Origin of the sequence: Psychrobacter sp. AOP30-A2-5, assembly GCF_052378115.1 — a bacterium.
In the GTDB taxonomy this organism is placed as follows: Bacteria; Pseudomonadota; Gammaproteobacteria; order Pseudomonadales; family Moraxellaceae; genus Psychrobacter.
In genome coordinates this window covers 138,349-150,481 of record NZ_JBQSXK010000007.1, presented here as the reverse complement: position 1 = coordinate 150,481, position 12,133 = coordinate 138,349, and the positions used below count along the sequence as shown (strand labels likewise).

General features: G+C 44.1%; 12 protein-coding genes. 8 read left to right on the top strand and 4 right to left on the bottom strand.

Annotated elements, in window-relative coordinates; translation table 11 throughout:
* Positions 1-79: 79 nt before the first annotated feature.
* The 4 genes from gltS to ACT3S4_RS07410 all read right to left on the bottom strand — a co-directional run bounded on the left by gltS (position 80) and on the right by ACT3S4_RS07410 (position 4,068).
* On the bottom strand, positions 80-1,354 hold the full coding sequence (gene gltS, locus ACT3S4_RS07425) for a sodium/glutamate symporter (RefSeq protein ID WP_045453577.1): 1,275 nt from the start codon (positions 1,352-1,354) through the stop codon (positions 80-82).
* 96 nt (positions 1,355-1,450) lie between these two features.
* Complete coding sequence (locus ACT3S4_RS07420; RefSeq protein WP_238049033.1) at positions 1,451-1,813, bottom strand: barstar family protein; 363 nt, start codon at positions 1,811-1,813, stop codon at positions 1,451-1,453.
* Between the two features lies 1 nt (position 1,814).
* Positions 1,815-2,585: a ribonuclease domain-containing protein gene (locus ACT3S4_RS07415; RefSeq protein WP_444760820.1), complete on the bottom strand. Its 771-nt coding sequence runs from the start codon at positions 2,583-2,585 to the stop codon at positions 1,815-1,817.
* A gap of 181 nt (positions 2,586-2,766) precedes the next feature.
* A complete protein-coding gene (locus ACT3S4_RS07410; RefSeq protein ID WP_444760819.1) occupies positions 2,767-4,068 on the bottom strand; it encodes a glutamate-5-semialdehyde dehydrogenase in 1,302 nt (433 codons plus the stop codon).
* Positions 4,069-4,517: 449 nt separating this feature from the next.
* On the opposite strand from ACT3S4_RS07410, the gene ACT3S4_RS07405 reads away from it, so the two are divergent.
* The 8 genes from ACT3S4_RS07405 (at position 4,518) to ACT3S4_RS07370 (ending at position 11,965) form a co-directional block, all read left to right on the top strand.
* Complete coding sequence (locus ACT3S4_RS07405) at positions 4,518-4,841, top strand: hypothetical protein (protein WP_444760818.1); 324 nt, start codon at positions 4,518-4,520, stop codon at positions 4,839-4,841.
* 394 nt (positions 4,842-5,235) lie between these two features.
* A complete protein-coding gene (locus tag ACT3S4_RS07400) occupies positions 5,236-6,033 on the top strand; it encodes an ABC transporter ATP-binding protein (RefSeq protein WP_045443533.1) in 798 nt (265 codons plus the stop codon).
* Between the two features lie 311 nt (positions 6,034-6,344).
* On the top strand, positions 6,345-7,145 hold the full coding sequence (locus ACT3S4_RS07395; protein WP_427549234.1) for a transporter substrate-binding domain-containing protein: 801 nt from the start codon (positions 6,345-6,347) through the stop codon (positions 7,143-7,145).
* Between the two features lie 32 nt (positions 7,146-7,177).
* The gene (locus tag ACT3S4_RS07390) at positions 7,178-8,104 is read left to right on the top strand and encodes a transporter substrate-binding domain-containing protein (RefSeq protein ID WP_444760817.1); all 927 of its coding nucleotides are present in this window, start codon (positions 7,178-7,180) and stop codon (positions 8,102-8,104) included.
* 102 nt (positions 8,105-8,206) lie between these two features.
* Positions 8,207-9,118, top strand: a complete 912-nt coding sequence (locus tag ACT3S4_RS07385; protein WP_201604685.1) for an ABC transporter substrate-binding protein — start codon at positions 8,207-8,209, stop codon at positions 9,116-9,118.
* Between the two features lie 457 nt (positions 9,119-9,575).
* Positions 9,576-10,310: an ABC transporter permease gene (locus tag ACT3S4_RS07380; RefSeq protein WP_045453595.1), complete on the top strand. Its 735-nt coding sequence runs from the start codon at positions 9,576-9,578 to the stop codon at positions 10,308-10,310.
* Between the two features lie 12 nt (positions 10,311-10,322).
* A complete protein-coding gene (locus ACT3S4_RS07375; protein WP_045443544.1) occupies positions 10,323-11,048 on the top strand; it encodes an ABC transporter permease in 726 nt (241 codons plus the stop codon).
* Positions 11,049-11,248: 200 nt separating this feature from the next.
* Positions 11,249-11,965 (top strand): fumarylacetoacetate hydrolase family protein, encoded by a 717-nt coding sequence (locus ACT3S4_RS07370; protein ID WP_444760816.1) that lies wholly within the window; start codon positions 11,249-11,251, stop codon positions 11,963-11,965.
* The last annotated feature ends 168 nt before the right edge of the window (positions 11,966-12,133 follow it).

Here is a 12,133-nt window from a genome sequence, read left to right as displayed (position 1 = left end):
AATAATCAATAAAAAAGGCTGGGTTACGATAGCGTAGCCCAGCCTTATTCAGGTTAATTTGACTTTATTGCTTATAAAATTACATAAACGGCAGTTTAGTAAATATCTGCAAGATCGTCGCGTTGACGATATCGACAAAGAATGCACCAACCATTGGCACAATCAAAAACGCCTTAGGCGAAGGCAGATAGCGATCCGTGACCGCCTGCATATTGGCAATCGCCGTTGGCGTCGCACCCATACCGAAACCACAATGTCCAGCTGACAAGACCGCTGCATCATAGTCTTTACCCATCACCTTAAAGGTTATGAAATAGACATAAACAACCATAATGACCGTCTGTACCAATAAGATAATCAACACAGGGCCTGCCAAATCAGTCAGCTGCCATAGCTTCAATGACAGCAGCGCCATGGCTAAGAAAAGACTCAAAGAAGCGTTACCAAATACGTCGATAGAGCGATCAAACATATCAAAATTAAAGATTGTGGTTAAGACATTACGAATAATCACACCACCTGCCAACGCCCAAACGAAGGTAGGTAGCTCAAACCACGTGCCTTGCGCAACAAGCGTCATGACATCGGCGAAGGCCAACGCTGCGGCAAACAATGCCAATGTCTCAATAGTAGAAGAGGCAGTGATAAAACGCATGCTATCAGGTCTTTCAAAAATTTCTTTATTGCTACTCGCCGAATCTTCATCATGTTTGGTGCTATAAAGCGACTGCGCACCAGCGACTTTTTCGATGTCACTAGGATTGGGATTGGCGGGTGTTGGTTTTAACCCCAGCTTTTGAATCAGGCGACGGGCAACAGGGCCACCAATGATACCGCCAGCGACTAAGCCATAGGTGGCAACGGCGATACCAAGTGTCGTTGCACCGACCACACCGTAATCTTGCTCCAAGGTGATACCCCAAGCGCCTGCCGTACCGTGACCACCAGTCAGGGCGATAGAACCTGTCACTAATCCAAGTAGTGGATCAAGTCCCAACGCGCTTGCCATGGCCACACCAACGACATCTTGTAAGACGATAAAAACGGACACAACGATGGTAAAAATCAACAATGGCGTACCACCAGCTTTGAGTCTACTAAAATCAGCACTCAAACCAATAGAGGCAAAGAACATCAGCATGGTAGCCGTCTGTAATCCTTGATGAAAGTTAAAACTATATCCCCAAATGATATTTAGAATATAGACCACTATTGCCGCGACCAAACCACCAGCAACAGGCTCTGGAATGTTAAAATCTTCTAAGAATTTAATTTTCTTGACCAAAAAGCGCCCAAGCAGCAGCACTAGAGTGGCTAGTATCAGCGTGTAATAGCCGTTTAGGGTAATTTCCATATATTAATCCTTTCTATAAAAATAAATTAACCTGAATTCGGGATAAATATGGTTTTATCTCGAATTCAGGTTTGTGTGGTGATTGGCGACTAGGCATCATTCCACGGACGGCATAATAACCCATAATTGCGGCTTGCCAAAATCTCTGTAGGCATCTTCAATGATGCTTTTGAAAACATTAAAATCTTCGGTGTTTATTTTTTTCACCGCTGTTAGATCCAGCATCAGGTGAGTCACTTCGCTGTCCGTTAAACAGTCCCATGCGCTATCCCAGTTATGTGAAAAATAGCTGGGAAAATCACAGGCATTGGCTAAGTTTGTTAATAATGTGGTTTTATTAAGTATCTCGTTTATAGGTATGTTAACAGTCTGAGCGGGCATGCTAGCATTTAGTGCTGTAGTTTTTTGGTTAATATCTTGGTCAAAACCCAGATTAATATAGTGGATGGCTTTACTCATATTATTTTACGTCCAGTCTGCGAAAGCTGTCATAGTGATCAACGGTTAAGTAATATACGGTCGGTGGATGACCACCTGTGACGATACGCCGTGCACCGCGATGTGACACGCCAGGGGTAGGCACGGTATATTCGCGGTAGTAGCCTTGTGACTGCGTGGGCAATACTCCCTCACGATTATAAAATGTCGTGCCATCTTTATGAGGATAAGGAAAAGGCCCGCCTCGTTGAATAAGGGCAATGGTATTGTCTATCTGAGCATCGCCCGTGACGCCGCTTGTCTTTGCTGGCTGTGCCTCTGATGAGGTTTGTGATACCGTCGTTGGGTCAATACTATCGGTCAAAAACCCAGATGATAAATCACCAAAAAAGTAAACAGCAACGGCAATAAGGGCAATCAAACTAAATAGGGTAGAGCCTAAGCTTCTCTTGTTTTGGTTGCCACGCTGACTATGACGATTGTCACGGGTAGTGTGTCGCGGGTTTTTGTTATTATCAGTAGGGTTGTTTCGGCTGCCAGTATTTGAATAGTGATTGGTTATATTTGAGTCTGGAATGGCTAAAATACTCAATTCGTTGGAAGTGACTTCAGTGGCTCGTAGTTGGTTTTTATCATTACGCTGACTATTAAAATAGACGCTTTGACCAACGGTTATCGGCTGTGATAATCGCACTTTACTCACATGAAAAAACACGTCTTCACTTTGGTTATCTACATCGATAAAGCCATAGCCTTTATCTGAATTCCAGTGCTTGATTTTACCACTCTGCATAAGCCCACTTTCCTATCGCCTGTTTTATTATCGTGCCGCATGACTTCTACCATACACATGGTTTTAATACTGCATATATAACATATTTGACACTACTAAAAAACGCCAGCAATTGAGCTGGCGTTTTTTTGTGGATTATACGTTAAATGAGAGAGTGGATGATAGGCTAAGCGATAAGACGTTAGGCGCGAGTCTCACCATGACCATAAACGATCCATTTCTGTGAGGTGAGACCTTCAAGTCCTACTGGGCCACGAGCGTGGATTTTATCGGTCGAGATGCCAATCTCAGCACCCAATCCATACTCAAAGCCATCGGCAAAACGGCTAGAGGCGTTAATCATGACGCTCGCCGAGTCGACTTCACGGATGAAGCGTTGCGACTTGGTATAGTTGTCGGTAATGATAACGTCGGTATGATGGCTGCCATGAGTGTTGATATGTTCAATGGCTTCGTCAATACCTGACAAAACTTTTACCGCTAAGATAGGCGCTAAATATTCGGTATCCCAATCCTCAGCAGTGGCCGCAGACAGATGTCCAGCAAGCTTAGCATTGTCATTTAAGATGGCTTGCGACTTGTCATCAAGGCGTAATTGCATCGCATCATCAGCGGCGATGATGGCTTCGGCAATCTTTGGCAATAGCTCACCCGCGACTGATTCGTCGATCAATAGCGTCTCCATGGTATTACACGTACCGTAGCGATGGGTTTTTGCATTGACGCTGACCTTGATGGCGATTTCGGCATCCGCATCACTATCGATAAAGGTGTGGCAGTTGCCATCTAAATGCTTGATGACAGGAACGCGAGCATCGCGGCTGATACGCTCAATCAATCCTTTGCCACCGCGTGGGACGATGACATCGACATAATCTGTCATGGTGATCAGCTCGCCGACAGCAGCACGATCTGTCGTTTGTAATACTTGCACACTGTGCTCAGACAGCCCGAATTTTTGTAGTCCTTCCAAGATACACTTGGCAATCGCTTGGTTGGATTCAAACGCTTCAGAACCGCCGCGTAAGATAATAGCGTTACCTGATTTTAGCGCCAATGAAGCCGCTTCTAAGGTCACGTTAGGGCGCGACTCATAAATCATACCGACCACGCCGAGCGGCACCCGCATTTTCCCCAAATGAATCCCTGATGGCTGATAGGTCATGTCAGTGACTTCGCCGATAGGGTCTGGTAATGAGGCGACGTCTTTTAACCCTTGGAGCATACCGTCAAAGCGGGCATCATTTAGTTCTAAGCGATCCAATAAGGCTGCCTCTAAATCGTTGCTTTGTCCATTATCCATATCGATTTTATTGGCGGCCAAAATATCTGATTTGGCCTCTTTTAACACATCATGAATCGCCATTAATGCTGAGTTTTTGTCACCAGTGTTTGCCGCAGCCAGCACACGAGAAGCCGCTCGTGCTTGTTTGCCGACAGCTTGCATATACGCAGTAACGTCTGTGGTATTCGATTGACTCATAAATTATTTTCCTTATGTTATAAATGTTTTAAGCAAATGAAAGCGCCCAAAAAGGCGAAAATGTGGCAAAAAGATGATTTTGATACCTGTCAGGTATTATGCTATTTAACATAGAGGAGATTGAGGCGATAGTAAAGATGATTTTGTGAACAGTGCCTGCTTTACATAGCGTTTATGAGCATTGTCGTCGCGTCATTTTACTGACTTTACCATTACTGAGTCCTTGCCATTTCCTGATACAAGCACCGTTTTAGAGAAAGCAGAAATGCAAGTTTGCGGTTACGTGGTTTTAACAGAACTGCGTTGTAACTACTAAGGTAGCTAGCATTAATCATACGTATAGTAGAGCTTAACGGTGCATCAAAAAGCAATTAAAGGGCAGACATTCATGTACGAATGGCTGCTCGTCAAATACAATTCAATAAATGAAATAATGATGGAGAATAAAAATGGCTATTAGAAATGACACTATCGACAACACCACGCGTAAAAGCTTGCTAACAGTTGGTTTGGTTGCCGCGGCATTGACATTGGGCGCTTGCGGTAAGAAAGAAGAAGCGCCTATAGAAACTGCTCCAGCCGTTGATGCACAAACAGCAGTAGAGGATGAAGCTACTGGTGTTGCGACAGCAGGCGATGGCGATGATATTGCAGTTGCTAGCGCCGATGATGGCATGGCAGTGGGTAATAATGATGATGTGGCGGTGGCAACAGCAGATGACGCCGAAGTGCTAGATGGTACTGAGAGCGAAGAACATGTCTCGACGTATTAAATCGCTACTTTGATTAACTGATTATCATTAGTTGATGATATAAGCGAATAAAACTAGATAATCAGATAAAACTACGCCCAGTACCCGAAAGTGATAAAATAAGGCTCAGCGCTGTAAATACAGTCTGGGCTTTTTTGTGTTAGCTATTTAGTGGCTTATTAATATTTATTTACCACTGATTCAGCGTTGATTGAGCATCTGGTTCAATACAGGATTTGCCTTTTTGCTGTGTAATAAGAGACAATGTGATATTTTTTCTATTTGTGTCACGAATCATAGCCTTATCACAATAATGCTATGATTGATGCTGATACTATTTATGCTGCCTATGCCGCTATTTTTTATTTATTTTTATTCGTGTTTTCACTCATATTTATTGGAAGTCTGCTGAACCATGCTTGATATTGCAAAAGATCCGACTCGGCCTATCGCCTTAGATTTACAAGACGTCCATAAAAGCTATGGCTCATTGGCAGTGCTAAAAGGGGTGTCCCTTACCGCATATGACGGTGATGTCATCTCTATTTTGGGCTCATCAGGCTCAGGTAAATCTACCTTGCTGCGCTGCATTAATTTGCTCGAAAAGCCCAATCAAGGTCGTATTATTATCGGTAATGATGAGCTGATGCTCAAGCCTGCCAAGTCAGGTGAGCTGCAAGCGGTCGATATTAAGCAATTGGAAAACTTGCGCGCGCGCGTGGGTTTTGTCTTCCAAAACTTTAACTTGTGGCCGCACAAAACGATTTTGCAAAACATCATCGAAGGGCCAACGCAAGTTTTAAAGATTAAAAAAGATCAAGCCATTAGCGATGCTGAAAAACTGCTCGATAAAGTCGGTTTGCTTGATAAAAAAGACGCCTATCCAGCGAATTTATCTGGCGGTCAGCGTCAGCGTGTGGCAATTGCCCGTGCGCTTGCCATGCAGCCACAAGTGCTGCTATTCGATGAGCCAACCTCAGCCTTAGATCCTGAGCTGGTCAATGAAGTGCTCGCCGTCATGCGTGAGTTGGCAGAAGAGGGGCGTACTATGCTTATCGTCACCCATGAGATGCGTTTTGCGAGAGAAGTATCAAGCAAAGTGGTGTTCTTGCATCAAGGCGTGATTGAAGAGATTGGCACGCCTGAGCAAGTTTTTGATAATCCTACCTCTGAGCGTGTCAAAGACTTTATGGCATCGCATCGTCAGAACTAGCCTCGTATTTAGTATCCGTTTTATATGCAAAAATGGGGTGGTAATATTCTTACCACCCTATCGTCATTTTATTTTAAGCATAAAATTACTGCTTAGTAAGCAGCGTTGACCGTTTATTACTCGTTAATAACAGTCGGTATGTAAAACGTTTGTTTTTGATATTTTACTCAGGTATTATCAAAAGGTTTACAGGTGGTCGATAATGACGGCTGCTTGTGTATTCTGCTATCTATATTGCTTGTCTGGCAGGGACGTCAGAGAACAAAATATCAGAACCCTACATTAAAAACCCATCAGAATTTAAGGAATGTATGATGTCGAATTCTCGCCTATTGTGGTCATCGATGACCGTTACCGCCGCATTGATGCTGAGCGCCTGTAGTCAACCGGCTAATGAAACTACTGATAGCAACACTGACGCCACTGCAGCAGAAACGGCTGGCAAGACCATTCGTATCGCGACTGAAGGTGCTTATCCTCCTTTTAACTACACCAATGCTGATGGCAGCTTGGCAGGCTACGATATTGATGTTGCCAATGCCTTATGTAAACAGATGCAAGCCAAATGTGAAATCGTCGCTCAAGATTGGGATGGTATTATTCCGGGTCTTTTAGCACAAAAATATGATGCAGTGATTGCGGGTATGTCTATTACACCTGATCGTCAAGAAAAAGTCGACTTTACCGAGCCTTACTTTGCCAATACGATGGTTTGGCTGACCGATACCAAAGGCAGTTTTGATCCTATGGCGATCAAAGATTTGACACTTGGTGGTCAACGTTCAACCACGCCTGGCGCTTATTTACAAGATAACTATGAAGGCAAAGACGGCAATACTGTGCAGTTGTATGACAATTATGACAATGCTTATCTGGATCTAAAGTCTGGTCGTAGCGATGCGGTATTGGCGGAAAAAGTCTCTGCCAAATCATGGTTGGCAGACAACCCTGAAGGCTTTGGTATCGTTGGTGACGAAATTGACAATGACGACAATATTGCCATTGCTGTTCGTAAAGGTGACGCACTCAGAGACGACTTTAATAAAGCACTCAGCGAAATCCGTAGTAACGGTGAGCTGGCCCGTCTTGAGCAAGCGAACTTTGGTCAATAATCTTCTGATTGAAAAATGAAGGAATAGCAAACATGACAATATCAATGACATCATCATTAAAAACTAAGGCGCTTTGGCTTGCGCCATTAAGTGCCGCGATGCTTATGCTGGCTGGTTGTAATAATAGCGCCACGCCAGAAGATGGTGCGGCAGCTGACACCACAGCCGATGCACCTATGAACATAAAAATTGCCACCGAATCAAGCTATAAGCCGTTCAGTTATACCGATGCTGATGGCAAGTTAATTGGTTATGAGATTGAGCTGGTCGATGCTCTGTGTGCACAAATGAAAGCGAAATGTGAAGTCATCTCACAAGATTGGGATGGTCTCATTCCTGGTCTAAATGCCCAAAAATTCGATGCAATTATCGCAGGTATGTCGATCACGCCTGAGCGTAAAGAAGTGGTTGAATTCACTGACCCGTACTTTCACACAGGCATTATCTTGATTGGTAAAAAAGGTGATGACATTCGCGTCGATGCATTAAAAGGTCAGCCCATTGCCTCACAGCGCTCAACCGTCGCTTCACAGTACTTGCAGGATGAACATGCAGATGCTGATATCAAGCTTTATGATACCCAAGACAATGCGTATCTGGATCTGACTTCAGGTCGCGTACGGGCAATGATGTCCGATAAAGTCACTGGCATCGATTGGCTAAAAACGGATGCTGGCAAAGACTATGAAGTGAAAGGACAAGAAATCAGCACCGACGAAGATGCCATGGGTATCGCACTTCGTAAAGGCGATCCATTGGTCGCTAAGTTCAATAAAGCGTTGGCTGAATTAAAAGAAAACGGTACTTATGATCAAATCACAGGCAGCTATTTTGGCACCAGCTCTACTGCTGCTGCGCAAAAAGCCGTGGCAACCACCGACGTAAAAGAAGTGATGGTGGTTGAAGGTGATGATGCTGTTGAAGTGAAAGAAAAATCAGCTGAAGCGGCGACTAACTAATATCATAGCTCATCTCTGTGCTCGGCTGATATGGCTGTCACGTATGGCGATATTCACTCATAGAGATGAGTGTTATTTTACTCACAAACCCCAAGGATGATCATGAATAACCATTTTGACCAACACCGTGCAATCGCGAACGCATCCGTTATCAATGGCATCAAAGCGCGACGTTTTTCAGCGCCCTTGCTTGCGATGGCGGCGCTTTTAACCTTAGCAGGGTGTAGCAATGGTCAAAATGATGCAAATGATGATGTCAGCCCCGACGCCGCTGAGACCGCAGCGACGGGTGATGTGTTACGTATTGGTACCGAAGGCGCTTATGCTCCCTTCAACTATACCAATGCGGATGGCACCCTTGGTGGTTTTGATGTTGATATTGCCAACGCTATCTGTGCCGATATGAAGGTAACATGTGAAATCACGGCGCAAGATTGGGACGGTATCATCCCTGGTCTAAAAGCGGGTAAGTACGATGCGATTGTGGCCGCCATGTCGGTGACGCCTGAGCGTGAGCAACAAGTCAGTTTTACAGAGCCGTACTTTAGCAATACCTTGGTGTTTTTGGCCAAAAAAGACAGCAGCTTCGATCCTAGCAATAGCGATGATATCAATGCGCATTCTATTGCCGCTCAGCGCTCGACCATTTCTTCGCAGTGGTTAGAAAAGGTTTATCCAAATGCTGACATGAAGCTTTATGACACGCTCAGTAACGCGTTTTTGGATTTGGGTTCGAATCGTGTCGATGCGATGGTGTCTGATAAGCTGCCAGCGCTAGAATGGCTTGGCTCCACCTCAGGCAGTCAGTATGCGCTCAAAGGTCAAGAGATTGACATCAATGATAATTTTGCCATCGCGGTGCGCCCAGGCGATGCATTGCAAGCAAAAATTAATAAGTCGTTGGTCAATATTAAAGCGGATGGCACTTACGATAAAATCAATCAAAAATATTTTGCGATTCCAGCGTCAAGCTCAACGGTCACTACTGAGCCGACAGAAAAACCTGCTGAATAAGTCTTCAAATACATTTAGCACTGTTGCATCGTAACCGTGAGAGTAGTGATTTTAATAGGTTAATTTGAATTCCATTCCATAGGAAGGGTATTGCTTTAATAGCGATATCCTTTTTTTATTTTTTATAAAAAATAGTTCGGTATTGTGATATCGACTGTTCAGTTTATAAAAATATGACTAATCTAATGTGTTTTTAAGAAGATAAGCGCCTATTTAAGCACTGCTTTTACGTGTGAGTATTAACATAGCTGGCAGCGAATATGATAAAATCAGCGCTCATTTCTACTGTGTCAATTTCCGCCGCAATAATCGTATTGATTTGACGTTGATCTATGACGCAAAGCACCAAGGTCTATTTGGTATAAAATACGCTTATCAGCAGCGCTCAGCGATTGATGCTGATTCTTTTAACTCATATTTTGCAAATTGCTAATATAAAGAGACTGAGTGGATAATTGTGTTTGATTTACAAGGATTTGGCGCGCTACTACTGAGCGGCGCTACCGTCACCATCAAGCTTGCCATGACCAGTTTAGTCATCGGCATGGCTTTAGGGCTGCTCGGTGCCACAGCTAAGCTGTCCAACGTCTGGCTGCTGCGTAAAATTGCGACTGTATATACGGCGACAATGCGCGGTATTCCAGAGTTGCTATTGGTACTGTTTATCTATTACGGTGGCTCTATGCTGCTGATGACGATTCTCAAAAAATTCGGCTATAATGAATATGTTGAGATCAGTGCCTTTTGGGGCGGCGTGATGGCGTTATCTATCGCGTTTGGCGCTTATGCGACTGAAATTTTTCGCATGTCGATCCAAGAGATTCCGATAGGGCAGAAGGAGGCGGCGCAAGCGATTGGTATGCGTCCTTTTCAGACGTTTTATCGCATTACCTTGCCACAAGTTTGGCAGATTGCGTTACCAGGATTGGGCAATTTGTTTTTGGTGTTGCTCAAAGATACCGCATTGGTATCGGTCGTGGGTCTCAAAGACATTATGTATCAGGCATCACGTGCCGCCCAATCAACGCAGCAGCCATTTACTTTTTATATGGCAGCGGCGATTATTTATCTGGGTTTAACCATGTTGATTACTGGTTTTATGATGTGGCTCGAATGGCGCGCCAATCCAGCGGCACGCTACGCTAAAAAGCTGAGCCGTCAGTCAACCCACCGTCAATCGACCATAGGATAGAGGAGAGATACTATGGATTGGAATTGGCAGGTTATTTTTGATAGTATTCCTGATTTATTAAACGGGGCAGTATTGACCGTACAGCTGGTGGTTATCTCAGGTATTATCGGTCTATTTTTTGGTTTGGTTTTAGCCCAGTTGCGCTTGTCAAAAAACTGGCTGGTGCAGATACTACCCTTTTCTTATATCTTTTTCTTCCGTGGCACGCCGCTGCTGGTACAGATATTTTTGATTTATTATGGTCTAGGACAGTTTGAGGCTATACGGAATTCGTTCTTATGGGAACCTGTGCTCAGTCAAGCGTATTGGTGTGCCATCATTGCCTTTACCATGAATACCAGTGCTTATTTGGCAGAGATCATTCGCGGTGCGATTCAGACCATTCCTGTTGGTGAGCTCGAAGCAGCTGACGCTATCGGTATGTCGAAATGGCAGAAGCTTACGCGTATTACCTTACCCCGCGCCTTTGGTATTGTCATTCCAGCTTATAGCAATGAAGTGATCTTTATGCTAAAAGGCAGCGCGCTAGCGTCAACCATCGCTTTGATGGATATCACGGGTGTCGCTCGAACCATTAGTGCGCGAACTTATACTTTGATGGAGCTGTTCTTTGCTGCTGGTATTATTTACCTTCTATTATCATGGGTGATTCTGTTTAGCTTTAGGTTGTTTGAAAAAAGAATGAACCGCCACACAAGCTATGTACCACCTGATGTAATGACCAATACCATACCTTAATGGTTTGGATCAAAATAGTGCTAAAAAATCAATGAAATAGCGGGTTAATATCTTAATATTAATCCGCTATTCTTTTGTTTAACTGCCATTTATCTCATTTTTATGACTATTTTTAAAATGAAGATAAGCCCTAGAAAAATAGCGACAGATAGTGCAGTATGTATGACCAACCTATCAATAATCTGCTGTGAGTGCCTAGCATGAGCCAATCACCCCATATGTCTTTAATCAATGCGATTGCTGCCAGCGTCAATGATGACGCGAGCATCGCAACGGTTAACGATAGCGTACGTGCATCCATCGGCAAGGTGGTCTGTGTCGGTCGTAACTATGCGGAACACGCCCGCGAGCTTGGCAATGAGATACCAAAATCACCCATCTTATTTATGAAACCAGCATCGTCAGTGGTCAGTGTGCGTCATGATATCGTCCGTCCCAATCCAGCAATATATGGTGAGACCCATTATGAAGCTGAGCTGTGTGTGCAATTAGCAGCAGACTTATCGGCAGCCACGCTTGAACAAGCACAGCAAGCGATAGGTGGCGTGACTTTGGGGCTGGATTTGACCTTACGTGACTTGCAAAGTAAGCTCAAAGAAAAAGGTCATCCATGGGAGCGTGCTAAGTGTTTCGATGGTGCCTGTGTACTTGCTGATTGGATTGATCCGCAAGCGTTTGGTGGTTTTAGTCATGTCGAATATCAGCTTTATATCAATGATGAGTTGAAGCAAGATGGTGACAGTGCCTTGATGCTATTTCCAGTGTATGAATTACTGGCAGAGATTAGCCATGCCTTTAGCTTACAAGCAGGTGACGTGATTATGACTGGAACGCCGAGCGGCGTTGGCATATTACAAGCAGGAGATGCGTTAAAGTTGAAGCTCGGTGCCCATGAATGGCAGGCTAAGGTTCAATAAATTTTTATAGCAGTACTATTTTATCAGTCGTCAAATGCAGCGACGCCATCAAAAAATCCCAAGTTAACGCTTGGGATTTTTTCGTTTTATGAGGTGCTCACAAAGTGCTGTCATGAGAATGTCATCTATGTTTCAACGTTCTGTCATAAACTCTCGGTAGACTTAGGC

Coding starts and splice junctions, on each gene's coding strand:
- ACT3S4_RS07420 (WP_238049033.1), bottom strand. CDS start 1,813: ATGAGTAAAGCCATCCACTATATTAATCTGGGTTTTGACCAAGATATT.
- ACT3S4_RS07415 (WP_444760820.1), bottom strand. CDS start 2,585: ATGCAGAGTGGTAAAATCAAGCACTGGAATTCAGATAAAGGCTATGGC.
- ACT3S4_RS07400 (WP_045443533.1), top strand. CDS start 5,236: ATGCTTGATATTGCAAAAGATCCGACTCGGCCTATCGCCTTAGATTTA.
- gltS (WP_045453577.1), bottom strand. CDS start 1,354: ATGGAAATTACCCTAAACGGCTATTACACGCTGATACTAGCCACTCTA.
- ACT3S4_RS07410 (WP_444760819.1), bottom strand. CDS start 4,068: ATGAGTCAATCGAATACCACAGACGTTACTGCGTATATGCAAGCTGTC.
- ACT3S4_RS07390 (WP_444760817.1), top strand. CDS start 7,178: ATGACAATATCAATGACATCATCATTAAAAACTAAGGCGCTTTGGCTT.
- ACT3S4_RS07385 (WP_201604685.1), top strand. CDS start 8,207: ATGAATAACCATTTTGACCAACACCGTGCAATCGCGAACGCATCCGTT.
- ACT3S4_RS07370 (WP_444760816.1), top strand. CDS start 11,249: ATGAGCCAATCACCCCATATGTCTTTAATCAATGCGATTGCTGCCAGC.
- ACT3S4_RS07395 (WP_427549234.1), top strand. CDS start 6,345: ATGATGTCGAATTCTCGCCTATTGTGGTCATCGATGACCGTTACCGCC.
- ACT3S4_RS07405 (WP_444760818.1), top strand. CDS start 4,518: ATGGCTATTAGAAATGACACTATCGACAACACCACGCGTAAAAGCTTG.
- ACT3S4_RS07375 (WP_045443544.1), top strand. CDS start 10,323: ATGGATTGGAATTGGCAGGTTATTTTTGATAGTATTCCTGATTTATTA.